At 37.2% G+C, this 21,743-nt stretch carries 28 protein-coding genes; 23 read left to right on the forward strand and 5 right to left on the reverse strand.

Annotated features, from left to right (window positions below):
* The first annotated feature begins 23 nt into the window (after positions 1-23).
* The 12 genes from V2145_RS03185 (at position 24) to V2145_RS03240 (ending at position 8,452) form a co-directional block, all read left to right on the forward strand.
* Complete coding sequence (locus tag V2145_RS03185; RefSeq protein WP_094910639.1) at positions 24-1,124, forward strand: prephenate dehydrogenase; 1,101 nt, start codon at positions 24-26, stop codon at positions 1,122-1,124.
* A gap of 185 nt (positions 1,125-1,309) precedes the next feature.
* The gene (locus tag V2145_RS03190; RefSeq protein WP_094910638.1) at positions 1,310-2,566 is read left to right on the forward strand and encodes a tetratricopeptide repeat protein; all 1,257 of its coding nucleotides are present in this window, start codon (positions 1,310-1,312) and stop codon (positions 2,564-2,566) included.
* Between the two features lie 97 nt (positions 2,567-2,663).
* Entirely contained in the window at positions 2,664-3,212 is a 549-nt protein-coding gene (locus V2145_RS03195; RefSeq protein ID WP_094910637.1) for a ReoY family proteolytic degradation factor, read from the forward strand.
* A 92-nt stretch (positions 3,213-3,304) separates the two neighbouring features.
* Positions 3,305-3,763, forward strand: a complete 459-nt coding sequence (locus tag V2145_RS03200) for a YpiF family protein (RefSeq protein WP_094910636.1) — start codon at positions 3,305-3,307, stop codon at positions 3,761-3,763.
* A gap of 207 nt (positions 3,764-3,970) precedes the next feature.
* A complete protein-coding gene (locus V2145_RS03205; protein ID WP_330987309.1) occupies positions 3,971-4,480 on the forward strand; it encodes a ubiquinol-cytochrome c reductase iron-sulfur subunit in 510 nt (169 codons plus the stop codon).
* 3 nt (positions 4,481-4,483) lie between these two features.
* The gene (qcrB, locus tag V2145_RS03210) at positions 4,484-5,158 is read left to right on the forward strand and encodes a menaquinol-cytochrome c reductase cytochrome b subunit (protein ID WP_025908806.1); all 675 of its coding nucleotides are present in this window, start codon (positions 4,484-4,486) and stop codon (positions 5,156-5,158) included.
* A gap of 57 nt (positions 5,159-5,215) precedes the next feature.
* Positions 5,216-5,986 (forward strand): menaquinol-cytochrome c reductase cytochrome b/c subunit, encoded by a 771-nt coding sequence (locus tag V2145_RS03215; protein ID WP_131888232.1) that lies wholly within the window; start codon positions 5,216-5,218, stop codon positions 5,984-5,986.
* Between the two features lie 114 nt (positions 5,987-6,100).
* Entirely contained in the window at positions 6,101-6,703 is a 603-nt protein-coding gene (locus tag V2145_RS03220; protein ID WP_094910633.1) for a DUF1405 domain-containing protein, read from the forward strand.
* Positions 6,704-6,773: 70 nt separating this feature from the next.
* Positions 6,774-7,187, forward strand: coding sequence for a YlbD family protein (locus tag V2145_RS03225; RefSeq protein WP_131888231.1), 414 nt, complete (start codon positions 6,774-6,776; stop codon positions 7,185-7,187).
* Between the two features lie 6 nt (positions 7,188-7,193).
* Positions 7,194-7,430, forward strand: coding sequence for a YlbE-like family protein (locus V2145_RS03230; RefSeq protein WP_025908810.1), 237 nt, complete (start codon positions 7,194-7,196; stop codon positions 7,428-7,430).
* A 97-nt stretch (positions 7,431-7,527) separates the two neighbouring features.
* Positions 7,528-7,917, forward strand: coding sequence for a hypothetical protein (locus V2145_RS03235; RefSeq protein WP_094910631.1), 390 nt, complete (start codon positions 7,528-7,530; stop codon positions 7,915-7,917).
* An 88-nt stretch (positions 7,918-8,005) separates the two neighbouring features.
* Entirely contained in the window at positions 8,006-8,452 is a 447-nt protein-coding gene (locus tag V2145_RS03240; RefSeq protein WP_094910630.1) for a YlbF family regulator, read from the forward strand.
* Positions 8,453-8,455: 3 nt separating this feature from the next.
* Here V2145_RS03240 and V2145_RS03245 read toward each other — a convergent pair whose 3' ends face one another.
* Positions 8,456-8,776 (reverse strand): hypothetical protein, encoded by a 321-nt coding sequence (locus V2145_RS03245; RefSeq protein WP_076512210.1) that lies wholly within the window; start codon positions 8,774-8,776, stop codon positions 8,456-8,458.
* Between the two features lie 64 nt (positions 8,777-8,840).
* Here V2145_RS03245 and V2145_RS03250 point away from each other — a divergent pair, with 64 nt between their 5' ends.
* Positions 8,841-9,116, forward strand: coding sequence for a YlbG family protein (locus V2145_RS03250; protein WP_330987310.1), 276 nt, complete (start codon positions 8,841-8,843; stop codon positions 9,114-9,116).
* A gap of 44 nt (positions 9,117-9,160) precedes the next feature.
* Here the strand turns inward: V2145_RS03250 and V2145_RS03255 are convergent, their stop codons facing one another.
* Positions 9,161-9,550, reverse strand: coding sequence for a DUF7147 family protein (locus V2145_RS03255; protein WP_094910629.1), 390 nt, complete (start codon positions 9,548-9,550; stop codon positions 9,161-9,163).
* A 364-nt stretch (positions 9,551-9,914) separates the two neighbouring features.
* Here V2145_RS03255 and V2145_RS03260 point away from each other — a divergent pair, with 364 nt between their 5' ends.
* The 4 genes from V2145_RS03260 to coaD all read left to right on the forward strand — a co-directional run bounded on the left by V2145_RS03260 (position 9,915) and on the right by coaD (position 13,906).
* A complete protein-coding gene (locus tag V2145_RS03260; protein ID WP_144593877.1) occupies positions 9,915-11,450 on the forward strand; it encodes an L-lactate permease in 1,536 nt (511 codons plus the stop codon).
* Positions 11,446-12,393 (forward strand): L-lactate dehydrogenase, encoded by a 948-nt coding sequence (locus V2145_RS03265; RefSeq protein WP_094910627.1) that lies wholly within the window; start codon positions 11,446-11,448, stop codon positions 12,391-12,393. Before V2145_RS03260 ends, V2145_RS03265 begins: the two co-directional genes overlap by 5 nt.
* A 428-nt stretch (positions 12,394-12,821) precedes the next feature.
* Entirely contained in the window at positions 12,822-13,388 is a 567-nt protein-coding gene (rsmD, locus tag V2145_RS03270) for a 16S rRNA (guanine(966)-N(2))-methyltransferase RsmD (RefSeq protein ID WP_330987311.1), read from the forward strand.
* 32 nt (positions 13,389-13,420) lie between these two features.
* Complete coding sequence (coaD, locus tag V2145_RS03275) at positions 13,421-13,906, forward strand: pantetheine-phosphate adenylyltransferase (RefSeq protein WP_078989328.1); 486 nt, start codon at positions 13,421-13,423, stop codon at positions 13,904-13,906.
* Between the two features lie 71 nt (positions 13,907-13,977).
* On the opposite strand, the gene ylbJ is transcribed toward coaD, so the two are convergent.
* On the reverse strand, positions 13,978-15,201 hold the full coding sequence (ylbJ, locus tag V2145_RS03280; protein WP_094910625.1) for a sporulation integral membrane protein YlbJ: 1,224 nt from the start codon (positions 15,199-15,201) through the stop codon (positions 13,978-13,980).
* Positions 15,202-15,434: 233 nt separating this feature from the next.
* Here ylbJ and V2145_RS03285 point away from each other — a divergent pair, with 233 nt between their 5' ends.
* Positions 15,435-16,238 (forward strand): patatin-like phospholipase family protein, encoded by an 804-nt coding sequence (locus tag V2145_RS03285; protein ID WP_330987312.1) that lies wholly within the window; start codon positions 15,435-15,437, stop codon positions 16,236-16,238.
* Entirely contained in the window at positions 16,222-17,253 is a 1,032-nt protein-coding gene (locus V2145_RS03290; RefSeq protein WP_330987313.1) for a SepM family pheromone-processing serine protease, read from the forward strand. Before V2145_RS03285 ends, V2145_RS03290 begins: the two co-directional genes overlap by 17 nt.
* Before the next feature lie 26 nt (positions 17,254-17,279).
* Here the strand turns inward: V2145_RS03290 and V2145_RS03295 are convergent, their stop codons facing one another.
* Positions 17,280-18,488, reverse strand: coding sequence for a nucleotidyltransferase (locus V2145_RS03295; RefSeq protein WP_311856824.1), 1,209 nt, complete (start codon positions 18,486-18,488; stop codon positions 17,280-17,282).
* A 165-nt stretch (positions 18,489-18,653) separates the two neighbouring features.
* Here V2145_RS03295 and V2145_RS03300 point away from each other — a divergent pair, with 165 nt between their 5' ends.
* The 4 genes from V2145_RS03300 to V2145_RS03315 all read left to right on the forward strand — a co-directional run bounded on the left by V2145_RS03300 (position 18,654) and on the right by V2145_RS03315 (position 21,088).
* Complete coding sequence (locus tag V2145_RS03300) at positions 18,654-19,175, forward strand: YceD family protein (protein ID WP_094910623.1); 522 nt, start codon at positions 18,654-18,656, stop codon at positions 19,173-19,175.
* A gap of 61 nt (positions 19,176-19,236) precedes the next feature.
* Positions 19,237-19,410, forward strand: coding sequence for a 50S ribosomal protein L32 (gene rpmF, locus V2145_RS03305; protein WP_025908823.1), 174 nt, complete (start codon positions 19,237-19,239; stop codon positions 19,408-19,410).
* Between the two features lie 169 nt (positions 19,411-19,579).
* A complete protein-coding gene (locus tag V2145_RS03310) occupies positions 19,580-20,347 on the forward strand; it encodes an enoyl-CoA hydratase/isomerase family protein (RefSeq protein ID WP_131888227.1) in 768 nt (255 codons plus the stop codon).
* 135 nt (positions 20,348-20,482) lie between these two features.
* The gene (locus V2145_RS03315) at positions 20,483-21,088 is read left to right on the forward strand and encodes an RsfA family transcriptional regulator (protein ID WP_094910621.1); all 606 of its coding nucleotides are present in this window, start codon (positions 20,483-20,485) and stop codon (positions 21,086-21,088) included.
* Between the two features lie 96 nt (positions 21,089-21,184).
* Here the strand turns inward: V2145_RS03315 and V2145_RS03320 are convergent, their stop codons facing one another.
* On the reverse strand, positions 21,185-21,655 hold the full coding sequence (locus tag V2145_RS03320) for an N-acetyltransferase (RefSeq protein ID WP_094910905.1): 471 nt from the start codon (positions 21,653-21,655) through the stop codon (positions 21,185-21,187).
* Positions 21,656-21,743 lie beyond the last annotated feature (88 nt).

Below are 21,743 nucleotides of genomic sequence, written 5' to 3' on the forward strand. Positions count from 1 at the left end.
ATGTGAAATATGAGGTGACAAAGGTGACAGGAACAGTTTTTGTAATTGGGATGGGCCTAATTGGTGGTTCGTTAGCGTTAAATATAAAGAGTACATATGAATCAATGCATGTTATTGGTTACGATATTAATGAAGAACAGGTAAAGTTAGCAAAGTCGTTAACAGTTATTGATGAAATAAGTAATTCAATTGAAGCGGGAGCTAAAGAAGCGGATTTCATTGTTATTGCTGTGCCTGTTACGCAAGCCGTTCAAGTTGTGCAAGAATTAGAAAATATTCCTTTGAAAAAAGAGGTTATTGTTACTGATGTTGGAAGTACAAAAGAACAAATCGTTCAAACAGCCGAATGCTTGATTTCAAAAGGTATTCATTTTATTGGCGGTCATCCGATGGCTGGATCTCATAAAAGTGGCGTCGCAGCGTCTAAAGCCCATTTATTTGAAAATGCAATGTATGTGTTAACTCCTTCTCCTCATACGGAAAGTGAGGCTGTTGATAAACTTAAAAAGCTACTCGCAGGTACAAAAGCTAATATCATTGTTTTATCACCAAAAGAACATGATAAACTTGCAGGTGTTATCAGCCATTTCCCTCATATCATTGCGGCTAGCCTTGTGCATCAAGCAGAACATTATCAACAAGGGAACCCGCTTGTTTCTAAGCTAGCAGCGGGTGGGTTTCGTGATATTACTCGCATTGCATCGAGCAGTCCAGCGATGTGGAGAGATATTTTACTTCATAATCAAGATGCGTTACTTCAAATGTTCGATTATTGGCTAGATGAGATGCAAAATGTGCGTAGTATGATTGAGAAGAGAAATGCTGAGAATATCTATGCTTATTTTTCTCAGGCAAAAGAATTTCGTGATCAGCTTCCCGTGCGTTCAAAAGGAGCTATACCGTCTTTTTATGATCTATATGTAGACGTCCCTGACTATCCTGGTATCATTTCAGAAGTAACAGGGTACTTAGCAGAAGAAGAAATTAGCATTACAAACATTCGTATTCTAGAAACGCGCGTTGATATCTATGGTGTTTTAAGACTTAGTTTTCAAACCGATGAAGATCGTAAAAAAGCAAAAGTATGCTTAGAAGGCCGAGGTTATCAGACGTTTATTTCATAATGTAGTTACAAGAGAGGTGATATACTTTATCACCTCTCTTATTATTCAATCCGTTTTGTTGAACAAAACAGTAATCTCATTTATTATAGGGACTACCAACAAATTTGTTTATACCTATTAGTCAATACAATTAATCATACTAAGTGATAAAAACATATAGACGAAGTGATAAAGGAGATCATAGAATGACGAAATTAGATCGTGCTATACGATATGTAGAGGAAAATGAAGTTGAAAAAGGACTAGCGCTTATCAATGAGCTGAAGCATGAGGCAACTGACGAGGAAAAGTTTTTAATGGTCGAACAGCTTCATGAATGGGGACTTGTAAATGAAGCACTACCTTTAATAGACGAGCTAATTAAAGAGTATCCATCAGAAGGTGAGCTTCATCTATTAAAAGCAGAAATTTTAATTGACTTAGAGGAAGAAGAAGAAGCTATCCATATCTTAAGTCAAGTAGCAACGACTGACTCAAATTACGTAGCAGCTTTGATCTTAATGGCTGATTTATACCAAATGCAAGGTTTAACAGAAGTAAGTCAACAAAAGCTGCTTGAAGCCAAACGTTTGTTGCCAACTGAAAAGGTAATTGATTTTGCACTAGGTGAATTCTACAGCAGTCAAGGTATGTATCAGCAATCTATTCCTTATTTTGAAGAGGTGCTAAAAACAGATAAAGAACTAAATGGAATTGACTTAAGGCAACGTCTGGCAGAAAGTTTAAGCGGAGTAGGGAAATTTGAAGAGGCTCTTCCTTATTTTCATGATGCGTTAGAAGATAAGCTAGAAATTAACACGTTATTTGAGTACGCATTTTCAGCTTATCAAGCTGGTCACTATCAAACAGCTATTGAAAAATTTGTGGAGTTAAAAGAGTTAGATCCTCAATACCATTCTTTGTATTTATATTTAGCAAAATCCTACGAGCACGAAGAGCTACTTGAAGAAGCTGCAGCTGCAGTTAATGAAGGAATATCTCAAGATGAATTCCAAAAAGAACTCTATTTCTTTAAAGGGAAAATTGCGTTAAAACGCGGTATAGAAGAAGAGGCAGAAGCAGCTTTTAAACAAGCCGTTGCGTTGGACCCAGGATATGTTGAAGCAATTTTGACATTATCTAAACTGTATATGAGCCAGGAGAAATACGAAGAAGTTATCGAGTTAATTACCCATGCTAATGAATACAATGAGCATGACCCAAACTTTGACTGGGATCTGGCAAAAGCCTATCAGGAAATAGAAGAATATGAAAAAGCAGCAGAGCATTATGAAGCAGCATCTCGCGTCTTTTTAGATGAATATGCGTTTCTTGAAGAATACGGCTATTTCCTACTGGAAGAAGGAAATAGAGAAAAAGCCAAAGCAATGTTTGAAAAATTACTAGTCTTAGATCCATCATCAGTTGAAATTCAAGACATATTATTTCAACTAGAAGAATAAATAATAGTTCAAAGGATTTTCTAATTGTCATGTGGAATATTAATCTGTAAAAGGTGTTTAAGACCTGTGATTAAACACAGAGGAGGGAAGTGAGACTATGACGACCCCTGTTACTGTCAACGAAAAGAAAGAATTTGTTCGCTGGTTTTTAACAAATTATCAATTAAAACGCCGAGAGTGTGTATGGATTTTAAACTATTTAATGAGTCATGATCAACTGATGCAGCGCGTTCACTTCGTAGAGCAAGCGCAGTTTTGCCCTCGAGGAATGGTCATGTCAACACATTGTGTAGAAGACCCACCGTTTCGCTTTTATAAAGAAAACATCATGACAACAGATGCAGAAAAATCATTTCATGATATTCGATTAAATCGAGATGAAGATATTTATATTCAGCTTAATTTTCGTTCATTATATTCATCAACGCAATATGTTGCGGTGCTAGAAGAAAACCCATATATGCCTAAAACAGTTCAAACAAATGAAAAAGATCGCCTCCTTGCAGAGCAAGTGTTGGAACAGTCCATTCAGCGCTTCCAACGTTCAAAAATCATGGAGTTAATCGATAAAGCACTAGATGAAAATAACAGAGAAGAATTTGAGCGTCTCACGACATATTTAAATAAGCATTATCAATTAAAATGATGTAAAAAGAGATTGGCTACACTAGCAGTACAGTCAATCTCTTTTTGCCATATCTAAAAAGTAATGTACAGCAACAATGGGGTGAAATGTGAATGAAATGGCATGTAAAAGATATTGAATTATACCTACAATCTAAAGAATATGTTGATTCAATTATTATTCCGCTAATTCCAATTGACTTTGGATCAGCAATGAAAACAACTGCAGCAATGAACGAGTATACAGCAATTATTACGTCAGAATTAGAACGACAATTTAAAGGACGAGTTCTAGTAGCACCAAGTTTTACATACCTAAAACAACCAGGAAATCAACATGCTCTCAAGAGCTTGATAGATTGGAAGAATCAAGCGTGTGCTAGTGAGATAAAGCATATTTTCTTCTTAACAAATGACCGGGACTGGATTCCTTATGATCAAGAGTTGGCATCAAAGCTAATATGGATTCCAACGCTTCCTTTAGAACATATGGAAGAATCCCATAAGCAAAGGGTGGTTGCAGATCAAATTGAACAAATCATTCCAGATTTCCTGGAAAAGTGGAAAAGCTAAACCTTAATAAGATAAGAATGGAAGCGTAAACAAAAAATAACCAAAAAATTTAGAAAAATACGGGTTATTTCCATGTTTTAGGGGTTGCTTATATTGACCTTCCATGCATATTGATATATCATGAAAATGTCCTAGTTTAATAGAATAAATCATCATGTTTCCACACTATGTTTAAGGGGCTGAGCTTTTAATAGAGGGGGGAATATCATGAGTGAGAAAGACCATCGGGTATCAAGACGACAGTTCTTAAATTACACTCTTACTGGTGTAGGAGGATTTATGGCTGCCGGTATGCTCATGCCAATGGTAAGGTTTGCGGTTGATCCAGTATTAAAAAAAGGGGTAGATCAGGATTTAGTGGCTGTCGCACAAGTGGGTGACATCACAGCTGAACCGAAGCGGGTTGACTTTAAAGTAAATCAAGTTGACGGTTGGCATGAGTCAGAAGAACCGCGTTCAGCTTGGGTTTACAAAGACAAAGATGGAGAAATTGTAGCTTTATCACCAATTTGTAAGCACTTAGGCTGTACGGTTAACTGGGCTGGTGATAAAGCGCATCCAGACCAATTTTACTGTCCATGTCATAACGGAAGATATTACAAAGACGGAAAGAATGTAGCCGGCACTCCACCGATGGGGCCGCTAGATGGATACGTACAAAAAGTAAAAGATGGTACATTGTATCTTGGGAAAGCTAAACCACGGGGAGGGGCATAGAGCATGCTAAATAAGATCTATGATTGGGTAGACGAGCGGCTTGATATTACCCCATTATGGCGTGATATTGCCGATCATGAAGTACCTGAACACGTCAATCCAGCTCACCATTTTTCAGCGTTTGTTTATTGCTTTGGTGGTCTGACGTTTTTTGTAACCGTTATTCAAATTTTATCTGGTATGTTTTTAACGATGTACTATGTACCGGATATTAAAAATGCATGGGAATCTGTTTATTATTTACAAAATGAAGTTGCATTCGGTCAAATTGTTCGTGGTATGCACCATTGGGGAGCTAGCCTTGTTATTGTCATGATGTTTCTACATACACTTCGCGTTTTCTTCCAAGGAGCATACAAAAAGCCAAGAGAACTAAACTGGATTGTAGGAGTTCTAATCTTTTTCGTTATGTTAGGTTTAGGGTTTACAGGCTATTTATTGCCATGGGATATGAAAGCGCTATTTGCTACAAAAGTAGGGTTACAAATAGCTGAGTCCACGCCAATTATTGGCCAACAAATAAAAACGCTGTTATCAGGACATCCAGATATTGTTGGTGCCCAGACGCTTACTCGATTCTTTGCGATTCACGTCTTCTTCTTACCTGGTGCTTTGCTGGGATTAATGGGTGCTCACTTCTTAATGATTCGTAAACAAGGTATTTCTGGTCCACTATAAGTTAAAACATTTAATTTATATGTGAGAAATATGTGAAGAAAGGGAGGGAGAATCGGCATGCATCGTGGTAAAGGGATGAAATTCGTCGGTGACTCACGTGTACCTGCTGAAAGAAAACCGAATATTCCAAAAGACTATTCGGAATTTCCAGGTAAAACGGAAGCATTTTGGCCAAACTTTTTATTAAAGGAATGGATGGTAGGTGCTGTCTTTTTAATTGGTTATCTTTGTTTAACTATCGCGCATCCTTCTCCATTGGAGCGGATTGCAGATCCGACTGATACAGGATATCTGCCATTACCAGACTGGTATTTCTTATTTTTATACCAGCTCTTAAAGTATACGTATGCTTCAGGTCCATATAACGCCATTGGAGCCTTTATTATTCCAGGTATCGCTTTTGGTGCGCTTATGCTTGCGCCGTTTCTTGACCGTGGTCCGGAAAGAAGGCCAACGAAGCGCCCGTTGGCAACTGGCTTTATGCTATTAGGAGTAGCTGCCGTGTTTTATTTAACATGGGAGTCAGTTGTAAGTGTTGACTGGGAAGCAAAAGAAGCACAGGGAGAAATCCGTGAAGAAGTAGCAATTGATACGGAAGCAGACGGCTACAAAATTATGCAAGAGCAGACGTGCTTAACCTGTCATGGTGAAAATCTTCAGGGAGGACCTGCAGCTCCGGCACTGACAGGATTAGATTTATCTGCTGAAGAAATCGCAGATATTGCTAAGAATGGTCAAGGTAGTATGCCAGCCGGTATTTTTAAAGGCTCAGATGAAGAATTAAAAACGCTTTCTGAGTTTATAGCAAACATAGGGAAAGAGGAATAAAAAGATACCTATTTATAGCTTTGCTATGAATAGGTATTTTTTTTTGTGAAAAATAACTTTATAATGATGAAGAAATTGTCGCAATTCATATGAAACGGAAGAGAGGTGTTCACGTTGAGTTGGTTTTGGTATACGTTAAAGGATAAACGCTTTTTGACACTTTTACTAATCATCAACATCTTGGGAACAATCTATGGTTATATTTGGTATGGGAATCAGTTATCACAAACTCCTGCTCATTTTCTTTTATTTGTTCCAGATAGTCCGACGGCAAGCTTGTTTTTTGTTATCGTTTTAATTGGCTTTTTATTTAAAAAGCAGCTTCCACTCTTTGAAGCTCTAGCAATGATTACGCTGTTTAAATATGGAATTTGGGCAGTTGTAATGAATATTCTTGTCTATTTGACAACGGGGCAAATGGATGCCATCATGCTTATGCTTATGGGATCACATGGTGCCATGGCTGTTCAAGGTTTATTATATTCACCGTTTTACCGAATCAAGCTTTGGCATTTAGCAATTGCGGCTGTTTGGACTTTACATAATGACATCATCGACTATGTGTTCTTTATGATGCCAAGGTATAGCATGTTAAATGATTATATCCCTCAAATTGGTTACTTTACGTTTTGGCTGAGCATCTTTTCAATTCTGTTAGCATACATACTAGCGGTTTTACCGTTTCAAAAAAACAGCATAATTATGAAAAAAATTTAAAAAATAGGCGAACCAAACAACCCCTCATACTCTACACTATAGTAGGCTATTATGTATGAGGTGAGTGACTGTGAATGAGACAAAACGAGAAGTTCATCCATCTGTTGTAGAATTTAAAAACTTTGTTAAAGCGCACCCGAAGCTAGTGGAAGAAGTTCGGGCGCAGAGAAAAACGTGGAAAGAACTATATGAAGACTGGTACTTATTTGGAGCTGAAGATTCCATATGGGATACTTATCGCTCTGAAGGTGAGAAAGCAGAATTAGAAACGGCAGAGGAAGCAGAGAACAAAAAAGATATTATGTCCACAATTGTATCATCCTTTAAAAATATGGATTTAGATCAAATGCAAAACCATATTACAAACATTAACTCAGCTATTACCAATATCCAGCAGGTGTTGCAGCAGTTTCAATCACCAAAATCATTAACGCGCAGCACGCCGACTGGTCCAAGAAATCCATTTGGTTTTCGGAAGGATTAGCTAATTATGAGGGAAGATGTATATGAGTACATTCGTTCTAAGCCAAAGTTGAATGAGTTCATTCGGGAGCAGCCGATGTGGTATCGACGCTTGACGAGAAACCCAGATGAATTAGAGAAGTTTGACTTAGAGTCCAAAACCTATTATAAGCAGACAATTCCTCATAAAGTTGAAAAATTTTCAAACTCAATTCAGATGGCAAACATGATGTTTCACATGTTTCAATCGATGAGGAATCAATAATGTGTTAGAGAGCTTCGTGTTTACGAAGCTTTTTTTTGAGTAAAAAAGAATGTCAGTGCAAAAGCTAAGCATAAAACATATGCAAAGGATGATCTGGATGCGTGTTATATTATGCTTAGTAGCTTGTATCTTTTCACTTGTAGGATGCCAGAATGATAAGCCAAAGCCGGAAACAAATAAAGAAATAGTAAGCTTTTCAGGCCAAGCTGCTATGGAAACGATTGGTACAGAGAAACAATTGGTAGTACATCAGCATGTAAGGGGAGCTAATGTATATGTTGAATGTATCATTAACGGATTTTCATTTAATGATGGCAATGGTTTTCTTGAAGTAAAAGTCGACGGTAAAGCAATTAATCCTATTACACAAGCAGCTTTTGTTATTAAAGAATTACCTAAAGGTTCTCATCAAGTTACGATTGAACTAATGAAAAATGAGCATGAAAGTTACAATTTAAAAGAATCTTTTACAATTAAAATTGTATAAATGAAAAGAACATGTAATAAAATGTTGCATGTTCTTTTTCTTTTGAAAGTGAAACATGATAAGATAAAGTAGGAGGTGTATATTTACGATGCTCACAACAATGAGAACTATTGAGCTACTTGATGAGTCTGATGCACTAGCAAATATGGTCTTGCATTCAGATGTAGCTGAACATTATCGTGAATGTTTAAATAGATTAAATAAAGACACAGAAGCACAGGAATTAATTGCTGAATTCGGTAAAATGAAAGAGCAATACGAAGATGTCCAGCGGTTTGGTAAATATCATCCCGATTATAAATCCATTACAAAGCAAATGCGTGATATTAAGCGTTCTGTAGACTTACAGCATACGATTGCTGCGTTTAAAAAAGCAGAAAATGAGCTACAAAAGCTTTTGGATGAGATTAGTGTTATCATTGGACAATCTGTGTCAGAACATATAAAAGTTCCAACTGGCAATCCATTTTTCGATACAGGAAGCAGCTGTGGCGGAGGGTGCGGAGCAGGTGGAAGCTGCGGTTGTAGTGCCTAAGCCTTACAATCGCAGTCTCGTACAATCTGTACCGCACACGTTTCCACAACAGAATGATTTTCTTTGAGGGACAAAGAAGCGGTGGCGGTAGACATACGTTGAAGTGGCGTGGCGAACAAACTCCGTTTGCCACGTTACTTTTGCATTTGTGGTAGCGGCCTCAGATGCTATACGAATCCACTCTTCAATTTGATGTAAATCACCTTTGCTTGAGGTAATGTAAAGGAACGGAACATGCGTAATTTCTTTTTTTTCTACTTGTTCAATTAATTTATTCCTAGTAAAATGAGAAAAAAAGGAAGACCAAATGTCATCTAACGTCATACATAACTCACCTACTTCAGTTTCATATAAAACTATTTTAACCTATGTAAAAGGGGAAGCTATTATGTTTGTTAATCGTCAAGGACTTATTGCATATGTACACTCTGTAAAGCAAGCCAAAGCACTTCGTAAGTATGGAAATGTACAGTATGTTTCAAGAGAACTAAAATACGTTGTGTTGTATTGCAATCGGGACGGAATTGAAAAGACAATGGAGCGTATTCAATCGTTGCCTTTTGTGAAAAAAGTATTGCTTTCTTATCGACCAGAATTAAAAACTGAATTTGAAAATTCAAAGCCTGATAAAGCAAAAGAGTACGACTACAAGATTGGCATATAATTAAAAGGAATGTTTCTTTGAAACATTCCTTTTTTTATGTATGTCTATTGTAAAGGTAAAATATACCTGTTCATACGCAAAATGCCAATTAAATGTTGGTAATAAAGCTCTGTTTCTGAAAACATTGTGGAAGGTTTAACATCTAATACGATTATGCTTTTATCTAAGGAATTAGCTAATTGTTCAAACAGCTCGACGCGTTTACTTGCTTTCGTTTCTGATAGGCTAATTCCTTCTCGACATACGTAAAGGGGTTGGAAATTTCCTTCAGTTGTTGGATTCAGTGCAACAATGAACGATGCTTTTGGCTGATTGTCAATTACGGTGCGCAGCATGATTAAGTGCTGTAGGCGATGCGTATTGTGCTTTGCAATTTCGAATAGTTCATAGATATCTGAGTAACCTTGTCCAAGCTCAATAAAACGTTGAATCATCCTTAATCTCCTTTAGTTTTATTTACAGTCAAGTTTAATGTAACATTGAATTTTTTGAGAGTAAATAGAAAAATCCCTTGTCTCTACCTTATAGTAATATCCTTTCTAAGAGAATGAGACGTCGAAAAATATAGAAAGATAAAGAGCGGTGAGTAATATAAGACATACTATTACTTGCACACCTATTGTATTAGAAGTAGAGCTTGGCTTGTATAAAATAGTCATTTTAACGTGAGTTATCGTTTTCTTTTCCTGTATATTTTTTATCTCAAACATAAAAGTCTTCACTTTTAGGACAATATAATTGTATCGAGTGGTTAGCTGTCGAATCTAAAAATATGTGTAAATAAATGGAAAAGAGGTATTGCTTATGTGGAATCAAGTTTATGATCCGTTTAATAACATTTGGTTATCTGCCTTAGTTGCAACTATACCTATTTTGTTGTTCATCATTTTATTAACTGTTTTGAAAATTAAAGGACACATTGCTGGTTTAATTAGTGCAATTATTGCCGGACTTATAGCGATTGTTTTTTACGGAATGCCTATTTCAAAAACAGTATGGACGGGTATTTATGGGGTGCTAGCAGGTTTATATCCAGTTGCTTCTATTGTGCTGGCTGCAATCTTTCTTTATAAATTGACTGTTAAAACAGGTAAATTTGACATTATTAAAAAGAGTATTACTTCCATGTCTCCGGATAAACGCATTCAAGTAATTATTGTTGCTTATTGTTTTGGTGCTTTCTTAGAAGGGGCAGCAGGATTTGGAGCACCAGTTGCCATTACTGCTATCATTTTAGTTGGTTTAGGTTTTGATCCCGTTAAAGCTGCTGGTATTTGTTTAGTTGCTAATATTGCTGGTGGTTCGTTCGGTGCTATGGGTATTCCAGTTACAACCCCTGCTCAGCTTACTGGGCTTGATCCCTTAGATGTTGCGATGAGAACAACTTATATTATTCCCTTTGTTACGTTTGTTCTACCTTTTCTGCTTGTGTTTTTAGTTGATGGTATAAGAGGTATTAAGGAAACATTTAAGACAATTTTAGTGGCTGCTGTCACATTTACAGCAGTCCTATGGGCGACACTTAACACTATTGGAGCACCGTTAGTTGACATTTTATCTGCTTCTATTACGCTGATTGTTCTGTATATATATTTAAGGCCAAAACAACAGGAAAGTGTTGGAACGCTTATTAGAGCTTGGAGCCCATTTATCTTCTTAACCTTACTTGTAATTGTATTTTCTAAGTTAAAATTTGAAAGCCTAATTATGAATTTTCCTATTCCAACCCTCAATGGCTTAATTAATAAAGTTCCACCAGTTGTATCAGATGTTACACCGTTTGGAGCGGTGTTTACTCTTGATTTGTTATCATCAACAACAAGTGCAATTGTTTATGCTTCCCTCCTTACAATCCTTATATTTAAAGTTAAACGTTCAATTATAAAGCAGGCTCTAAAAGAAACGGTTAAAGAACTAGTTATTCCAATTGCTACCATCTGTGCAGTTCTAGCATTTGCTTACATTTGTAACTATTCAGGAATGAGTTCTACATTAGGACTTGCTTTTGCTTCTACCGGTGGTTTATTTCCGCTATTTAGTCCGGTATTAGGATGGATAGGTGTATTTTTAACAGGATCAGTTGTTAATAGCGGATCACTCTTTGCACCACTACAAGTTATTACAGCAGAGCAAGTCGGTTTAAGCCCTGCTGGTATGGTAGCGAGTAATATTGTTGGAGGGGATATGGCAAAAATGTTAAGCCCTCAATCTATAGCGGTAGCAGCCGCTGCAGTTGGCCTGGTAGGTCGTGAAAGTGAAATATTCAAATATACTATTAAAATAAGTTTGATATTCCTTGCTTTTGTGGGAATTATAAACTTGATTATTTATTAAGGATGGTGAGAGCATGAGGAAAATTGTTTTAGTTGGTTGTGGTTCAGTTGGTACAGCTTATGCTTATAGCTTAGTCAATCAAGGCTTTGTTACAGAACTTGTATTAATTGATGCTAATAAAGAAAAGGCAGAAGGTGAAGCAATGGACTTGGTTCATGGTATGGCTTTTGCTAGTACAAATATGAGAGTATACGCAGGAGATTACTCAGACTGCAAAGATGCTCGTATTGTTGTAATTACAGCAGGAGCTAATCAGAAGCCAGGTGAAACAAGACTTCAATTAGTAGAACGTAACACTCGTATTATGCAATCCATTATTCAAAATATTAAAAAGAGTGGGTTTGATGGGATTATTGTGCTTGCTTCTAATCCGGTAGATGTATTGAGTTATGTTGCATATAAAGAAAGCGGGCTTCCAGCAAGCCGAGTTATCGGTTCAGGAACTACGTTAGATTCAGCTCGCTTCAGAGTTCTTTTAGGAGAATACTTTGAAGTGGATCCTCACAATGTACATGCTGTTATTGTGGGAGAACATGGTGACAGTGAACTACCCGTATTTAGTCAAGCATCCGTTGGAGTTGAATCATTTGACAACTTACTTGAAAGAAGAAACAACGAGAAAGATAAAGAAAATCTCACTAAAATCTTTGGGTCAGTTCGAGATGCTGCTTATGAGATTATTAACCGCAAAGGGGTTACAAACTTTGGAATTGGCATGTGCTTAACAAGAATTACAAAAGCTATTCTGAATAATGAGCACTCGATATTACCGGTGTCTTGTTTACTCAATGGGGAATATGGTCAAGAGGATATCTATATGAGTGTTCCAGCTGTCGTTACCCGTGAAGGTGTAAAAGAAGTGATTGAGTTAAAATTGAATGATAATGAACAAGAATTATTCAACAAGTCGGCCGATATACTGAGAGAAATTCGTGTTAAATAAGATGAAAATATTGCCGTGGTATCTGCCCACGGTATTTTTTTATGTTTAGGCAACCATGTCTATAAAAGTGAACAATAAGCTGCTTTTAAACTAAAAAAACCCCCATAACCACTAGGGTCATAGGGTTATTTTCATGCACCCTTCGAGTGAGAAAATAAAAGGGAGAGGAGAAACCGGAGGAAGAACTTATGGGGAAACGTAAGTCTTCTCCGCGGTTGGCAACAACATCGGTTCGATGATGTTGTTGGTAAGTAGTATGTCCTCTAATTCTTGTTTTATACATAATCAGAGTGAAACTTCTATTCTTTTCGTTGTTGACGTCACTTTATGCCATAAAAATGGAAAAAGTTTATTTCCGCTAGTTTTTATAGTTAATTTTGTGTTAGGATAATGAAGAATAAGCAAGTAAAAGTAAGGTAGTGATAGACATGAGAGTAGTAGCTGGAAGCTGTAAAGGACATTCACTAAAAGCAGTCCCAGGTCATTCCACGCGCCCTACAACAGATAAAGTAAAAGAAGCTATTTTTAATATGATTGGCCCTTTCTTTGAAGGTGGAATAGCTCTTGACTTATTTGGAGGCAGTGGAGGCTTAGGCATTGAAGCGCTAAGCAGAGGGATAGATCGAGCGATTTTTGTGGATCGAGAGGGTAAAGCCATTCAAACGATAAAAAGTAATTTGGAAACATGTAGTTTACAAGAACAAGCAGAAGTGTATCGCAACGACTCTGAAAGAGCGCTAAAAGCTATCATTAAGCGAGAGATACAGTTTGACTTAATTTTACTGGATCCTCCGTATAAGGCACAAAAGTTGAAAGCGCTTATCGGAACAATTAGCGAGCATAAACTGTTGCAAGCTTCAGGTGTAATTGTTGCTGAACATGCAAACGATGTAGTGCTTCCAGATGAAATTAATGAGTTTGAAAAGATAAAAAGTGAAAACTATGGAATTATTGGTGTATCAATTTATACATACAAGCAGCCTGAAGAAGTATAACAATTGTTTTACATAAAAGAAAGGGGATTTTTATGGGGAGCATAGCAGTTTGCCCAGGGAGCTTTGATCCTGTAACGAACGGTCATTTAGACATTATTAAGCGAGGCTCAAACGTATTTGATACGTTATATGTGGTTGTATTAAACAACTCATCCAAAAACCCGTTGTTTACAGTACAAGAGCGAATTGAACTATTAAAGCAAGTAACAGAATCAATTCCAAATGTAGTAGTAGAATCGTATAGCGGCTTACTGATGGAATATGCAAAACAAAAGCAAGCTAGCACCATCTTACGTGGTTTACGAGCAGTATCGGACTTTGAATATGAAATGCAGATAACATCTGTAAACCGTGTGTTGGATAAAGAGATTGAAACGTTGTTTATGATGACGAATAATCAATATTCTTTCTTAAGTTCTAGCATTGTAAAAGAAGTCGCTAAATATGGTGGCAATATTTCTGAGCTTGTGCCTCCGCTTGTAAAAGAAGCACTTTCTAAGAAATTTTCAGCAAAATGATAGAACGCCATTACATCCTTACGCAAACGTTTATTTTAGCTTGCTATAGGAATGGATGGCGTTTTTGTCGTTTATTTTAGTGGAAAGTTACGCTTCATATATAACAAAGAATAAGTAAATAATAATAAAATCGTAAACGTTGGTCCATATAGAGTGCAAAATTCAAAGTAAGCTTGACTCCAGCTGGTTGTGCCGTCCTGTAAAAAAGTAGGCAAAGCATGTGGAGACCACTGAGCCTGAGATAAAATATTTTGCTCAAAAGGTTTCCATGCTAGGATAGCAAGGATACTAGCAAATAGTCCGTGCATCAGGCGTGCACAAAAAAAGGGGAAAAATCGAATATCTGTATCAGCAAGAATACTCGCAACTTGAGCATGAACAGAAAAACCACTAAAGCCCAGGATGAAACTAACAACAATAACCTGTTGCAATAGGGTAGATTCTGCTGTTTGGCTAGTTAATTGACTGCCCATTGTGATTTCAAAAAGTCCTGATATAAAAGGAAGACTTAGTGCCGTTGAAAGCTGCAGTAAACTAAATAAATATGAAAGGCCACTGCTTATAAACGTTGTAATGTTCATGACGAACAGCAGCTTGTTTAAAACAGAAAATAAAATAATAAATCCACCAATCATCAATAAAGATTGAACTGACGATAAAACAGCATCACCTAAAAGCTTACCGATGGGCCTTTGATCTTTTATGCGGGCTTGGTGCATTTCTTTGAAAGCTTGGATAAGGGACGGACGCTGCGCTGAAGCAGAGTATGTTGTATCCGTCTTTTTTCCGTAAAATCGCATAACAAGTCCTACTAAAATGTTTCCGAGATAGTGTGCAAAAGCAAGGATTACTCCTACCGCTGCGTTGCTAAAAAAGCCAACCGCAACCGCCCCGAAGATAAAAATAGGGTTTGAGGAGTTGGTAAAAGAAACAAGGCGCTCAGCTTCTGTTTTTGATAGCTGCTCTTCTTGTCGTAATCGAGCGGTAATTTTTGCTCCAGAAGGGAATCCAGAACCCATTCCCATTGCTAACGCAAACCCTCCGACTCCTGGAACTCGAAACAAAGGGCGCATTAAAGGTTCTAATATTGATCCAATAAAGCGAACAACTCCAAATCCTATTAACAGTTCGGAAAGAATGAAGAAAGGCAACAATGAAGGAAATACGACCTTCCACCAGGTATTTAATCCTCGGACTGAAGCTTCCAGTGCTTCTTTTGGATAAGTGAGTAAGGCAAAGGTAAGCGTTAAAGCAGTTCCTCCTAACACAATCGTTTTTACCATGGATTTATTCAATTCGATTCCCTCTCCTTTTAAACAGCATACGATACAGCAGGTACATGTCCTATATATCAATATACGAATTAGTTAGTCCAATTTATGCTAGTTAATCGTTTAGAACACGTTTTCTTTCTCTACTTTCTTGGTTAAGCTAAAGATAAAAATGATTATTTATGTGCTCAGGTTTCACTTTATAGCGACAGACGTATATACTGAATAAAACGAGTGATTAGTAAGGGGGCCTAACTATGAAAAGCCCAACGATTGGAGTAGCATTAGGGTCAGGAGGGGCAAGAGGATTTGCTCATCTTGGGGTTATTAAAGTTCTGGTGGAAAACAATATCCCTATTCACTATTTGGCGGGTAGCAGCATGGGCGCTTTAGTTGCGGCTATGTATGCATCTGGTACTGAGATGAATCAACTGTATAAAATGGCACTTACTTTTAAAAGGAAATATTATTTAGATTTTACAATCCCTAAAATGGGGTTTATTGCGGGAAATCGTATAAAATCTTTGGTAAAAGCTCTAACCAAGAATAAAAAGATTGAAGATTTAAATATTCCCGTTGCTATTGTAGCTACGGACTTAAAAGCTGGGGAAAAAGTCATTTTTAAAACGGGATCAGTTGCACAAGCTGTAAGAGCGAGCATCTCTATTCCAGGTATCTTTGCACCGGAGAATGTAAATGGACGCTTGCTAGTAGATGGAGGGGTTATCGATCGTATTCCGGTATCCGTTGTACGAGAAATGGGAGCAGATATTGTGCTTGCAGTCGATGTCTCTCATGTGAAAAGAAATGCAGAAATCACATCGATTTTTGACGTTATTTTACAGAGCCTAGATATTCTTCAAGACGAGCTTGTAACGAATCGCGCAATTGCTTCTGATGTAATGCTTCGTCCTAAAATAGAAAGGTTTAGTTCTCGAGCGTTTACAAATATTAAAGAAATTATTGAAATTGGTGAACAAGCTGCAATCGAGCAGTTACCGTCTATTCAAGAGGCTATCGAAAAGTGGAAGGAGAATCGTAAAGGTGAAGAAGAGAGTTAGAATTTTATCTTACATAGCATTAGTAGTAACAGTTGCTATGTTATTTTTTTACCCCTTGCCTTATTATATTACAAAGCCTGGCATAGCACAGGAGCTAAAGCCTATTATTAATGTGCAAGGGGGGTATGAAGAGCAGGGAACGTTTATGTTAACCACAGTTCGGATGGGAAGAGCAACGCCTTTATCATATGCTATGGCTCACATTCAAGATTTTCATCACTTGTATCCTGAAGAAGACATTTTGCAGCAAGGAGAGAGTGATAGCGATTATACGGTAAGGCAATTACATATGATGGATACGTCCAAAGATGCAGCGGTTATTGTTGCATACAATGCAGCAAATAAAGAAATTAAGTTTGAAAATAAAGGTGTTTACATTGTTACAGTAGTACCTGATATGCCGGCCTATGGCAAGCTTAAGGTTGGCGATATCGTGAAAGAGGTAGATGGTCAAAATATTGAGACAGCAGAGCAACTAATTGAATACGTAGCGAAGAAGAAAAAAGGTGATAAGGTCGCTGTAACTATCCTACGAAATAAAGAAGAACAAGTAGTAGAACTTCCTCTATCCCCATTTCCAGACGATCAAACACGCTTTGGGTTAGGCATCTCTTTAGAAACCAGTCGAGAAGTGGACGTAGAACCAGACGTAGAAATTGATACTGAAAAGATTGGTGGCCCTTCTGCTGGTCTTATGTTTTCACTTGAAATTTATAATCAACTTACAAAAGAAGATATGACAAAAGGGCATAAGATTGCAGGCACAGGAACAATCAACGATAAAGGTATTGTAGGTCCTATTGGAGGAATCTCTCAAAAGATTGTGGCTGCGGATAAAGAAGGAGCCGAAGTTTTCTTTGCTCCTAACCAGCAAGGAGCCCCTAATTCGAACTATAAGGAAGCGCTACAAGCGGGAGAAAAAATTGAAACTGATATGAAAATTGTTCCGGTTGATACATTTAATGATGCGGTCGAATACCTAGAAAAGTTAGATAAAGCTAAAAAAGCGAAGTGAGTCGATACTAACTCACTTCGCTTTTTTTAAATCATGATAGGCGGCTGCGTATACTCCTGTTTTAAAAATTGGGAGCGTATGGGCTCTTTTAAAGGCGAACTATAAATGTTCGTCGCTTTTATATCCAGTAATAAGTCTGTGTGTTTACATTGAGACACAGTGGATACAATAGGAACAGACATGTCTTTTTTTACGTGCTTTATATATTGTCTACCCGTTTGAGACATACCAAGCAATCGAAGGTAATTGATTAAAGGTGATTTGTTCATGTCGCTTTTTTGGGTGTTGGTTAAAATATGAACACACATCCGCTGAAGGCGTGTACGAGTATAGCGCTTGGTCTTTACTTTGCTTAGAAAATCTTCAAAGGATAGCGAATCTTTTATAGCGTTTAATAAGCGATGTTCAATGCCTTCTTCAATTTCGTAGATGGATTGAAGAGACTTAGGTGAATGGGTCATGAGCTGATACTTTAAAAATGCAAAATAGAGCTCCCAGTTATGTAAAAAGCCAGTTCTTGTTTGATAATCTTTTAACTCTTGAATAACATGAGTAGGCATATGGCGTGATAAGTCTTTAACATCAATGATATCCTGGAATAAAGCATGACGAATACTTGTTGCGCTTGTAATTTCTGTCTCAGAAAGCGTTTTATCGTGATAATGGGATTGAATTCGAGTAATCGTATGTGGTTTAATAGATGCATGCTGTTTTTCAATAGCTTTTACATAGCTTACCCCTAAAATGTTATTTGGTTGGTCCATATTTAGCCCAATTTGTTCATTAGTAATATTGTTCATAGCAAGGGAAAGCGCTTTTGGATAGCTATTTCCATCCTTTAAGTAGTTTTTTGTATGCTCTGCTATAGAATGTTCATGCTCTCTTAACAGTTTGCTAAATTCAAGAAAAGACTGCGTGTTTCCATGTTCGCTGCCAAAGCATACATACGAAGCTTTAAGGTGTTCTAATATGGCTATAGCACCGTTTGCGAATGTATCAGCTTGCTGAGTGGAGAATGCATAAGGTAGTTCAATGACAAGGTCGGCACCTGCTTTTAAAGCCATTTTCGTACGAGCCCACTTTGATACGAGAGCAGGTTCACCCCGCTGTAAAAAGTGACCGCTCATCACTGCGATGACGCAATCAGCATTTGTTTGCTCTTTTGCTTTTTGCAAATGATAGTAATGGCCATTGTGAAAAGGATTGTATTCAACTATAATTCCTACAGCTTGCATAATGAGTCTCCTTTTATTAAATTTTTAAGTACTATTGAGCAGTTTTAGCGTAAGGATTATGAAAAGAAAAAAATAAATTTAAGTACATTATAGTGTAAAGAAAAAATATTGACAAATAATCTTGTGAAAGCTATAATAACCTTTGTTGCCTTGAGGTGATTAACAATGAAATGGACAATACATCAGTTGTACCAGTTACAAAATAAAGGATTAACTTTTGATGAAATTGTAGACGGTAAGGATTTTGTTAATACCGATCCACAGATTCGTCGCATGTCAGATGTTCATGTGAAAGGAAGAGCTGATATCAGTTCTTCAAAAGTCACATTCCATCTTAAAATTTCTGGAGAAATGACATTGCCTTGTGCTCGTACATTAGTCGATGTTCCGTATCCTTTTTCTATTGAAGCAACAGAAACGTATCTGTTCAATAGCGATGCCGATTATGAAAATGACGGTGAAATGAGAATTGTGGAAGGCGAAGTAGTGGATTTATTACCACTTATTAAGGAATTAATTATTGTTGAAATTCCGCTTCAAGTTTTTAGCGATAATCAAGAACAAAAGGGTGCTGCTCCTCAATCAGGAAAAGATTGGGAAGTTGTAACGGAAGAAGAGCAACAGGAAAAGGTCGATCCACGTTTAGCTGTATTAGAAAATTTCTTTAAAAACAAAGAAAATAACTAACGCGAAGATCCGGCTTTCGGGCCTTCATATGATTAAAAACTCTTTTAAGGAGGTGGGAATAATGGCTGTACCTTTTAGAAGAACATCTAAAATGAAGAAAAGAACGCGTCGTACGCACTTTAAACTACAAGTTCCTGGTATGGTAGAGTGCTCAAATTGTGGCGAAATGAAACTATCACACCGTGTATGTAAGGCTTGTGGTACTTACAAAGGAAATGACGTAGTAAACAAATAATGCAAAAATAAAAGACCCTGTTGAAGGGTCTTTTATTTTTGCATTAAAACGTTCTTTAAGGATTGGAATAACTGCTTTTCTGAAGGAAGATGCAGGAGTTTATATTTCGCTTCTCGAATTCTTTACTTATGAAAAAGTTGAGTAAAGATGAAAAAGGGGGAAAAAGACATTGGTAAAGACAAAGTTTTTTGTAGATAACAACGGCATTAGCACATTTGTTATTAATCGCCCCGAGAAGCGAAACGCTGTGGACTATGACGTGATGAATTCTTTAGAGGAGGCTTTAGCTGAAGTGAAAGCGAATCCTCATATTAAAGCATTGGTAATTACCGGAGCAGGTTCACAAGCTTTTTGTAGCGGTGGGGACATTTCAGCTTTTCATGCTCTAGAAACAGCGGCAGAAGCCGAGAGTATGCTAAAGAAAATGGGGAGAATTTTATATCAATTACTTGTATTACCAAAACCCACAGTAGCTTTATTAAACGGTACAGCAGTTGGGGGCGGATGTGAAATTGCAATTGCTTGTGACTTTCGCATCAGCGCAGCTCACAGCGAATTTGGGTTTATACAAGGGGACTTAGGCATTACAACTGGCTGGGGGGGCGGCACAATTTTATTCGAAAAACTTCGTTACTCGGATGCAATGGAAATGCTAACGAGCTCTCAAATCTACAGCGTGGAGCGTGCCAAGCAGGTTGGCTTTTTATCTTACGTAACATCATACCAAGAGCTCGCTATGCGCTGTGAAGAATGGTTGTTACCAATTATTACAAAGCCTAGTACGGTGCTGACGGCATACAAACAAATGCCTATTGCAAAATGGAACCAAGTTGATTTATGGGAACGAATGGAGGCAGAGGTTAACCATTGTAGTTTGCTCTGGGAAAGTGAAGAACACAAGCAAGCGGTAAATAACCGACTTCAAAAGAAGGCTTAATAAAGCTAATTATGTGGATAAAGTATCTTGAAAAAGGCAAGTTAAGAAATTCTGCCTTGAGAAGTTGAACAATAGTCTATCTTATCTAGTAGTTGCATACTTATTTAATAAGTACGGATAAGGAGGGATAGAAAAATGACTTCTTCTCGTCAAGATGCATGGACTCAAGATGAAGATTTACTACTAGCTGAAATTGTATTGCGTCATATACGTGAAGGTGGCACACAACTCGCTGCATTTGAAGAAGTGGGAAAGAAACTTTCGCGAACATCAGCAGCTTGTGGCTTTCGCTGGAATTCTTTTGTGCGCAAACAATACAAAACTGGTATTGACATAGCGAAAATTCAACGAAAACAGTTAAAATCACGCGTGATCACAAAAGATGAAGAACAGCCCGTGCGCTTCTCATATATAGATGGTCAATCGATTACTTCGTTAAGTGAGGTTATTCGTTACTTAGAATCGATTGAACAAATTCAGCAGCAGTCGAGTGGGTTACTGGAAGCAAATGAGGAGCTGCAGCATAAACTTGAACAGTTACAGCAAAAAGTGACGGTTCTTGAAAAAGAGAAAAAAGTGTTAGAAGGCAATCTATACACGGTGGAAGAAGACTATAAAGCGTTGATTGAAATCATGGAACGGGCTCGTAAGATGGTTGTTCTAAAAGAAGATGAAAAAAGTAGAAAAGTTAAATTTCAAATGGAGAAAAACGGTAATTTAGAACGAGTTGAAAATAAATAATAAAGCTTAGTACCTCATTTATATAAAAGCCCTTGACTCTTTATCACACTGTAGCTTAAAGATAAAGAAGATTCAAGGGCTTTTTTATATTATCTATTAGTTTGAGGTTGATACATCTTCTGGACTCCAAAGCATTGGATTTTCTCCTAAATCTCGCTCTAAATCATAAGAAGCAGGAGTAAAGCCCATTTTTGTCCAGAAATGACTAGAATGAACTCGTGGATTTGTTTTAATAGGCAACTTAAAAGATTTAGCATATTCAATTAGACTCGTGCCCAGTCCCTTTGATTGAAATTCTTGGAGCACTTCAAGCTTCCATACTTCAAGGTAAGGTTGGTGTGGCTTAAAGTAGTGATCATGCTTTTTAGACTGTTGGTACAAACTCATTCGAGCTACAAGACGATTTCCAATATAAATACCGTAAAACGGGGAATGAATCTCGTTTTCAGATATTTGGGCATTTAATTCTTCTAACATGGACAATTCTTGGAGCCCATATTGCTTAAACTGCTTAAATTCTTCAAGTGTTTTATAGTTAATGCGCAACTGCTGGACTTCATACATTATCAATCACTCCTTAGAAATGAGCTGCTTGTATAGCATATGAACAAATTTTCAAATATAGGATAGATAGATGATAATAAAAAAAGTAAGC

The organism is Priestia sp. GS2, assembly GCF_036409025.1.
Lineage (GTDB): Bacteria > Bacillota > Bacilli > Bacillales > Bacillaceae_H > Priestia > Priestia aryabhattai_A.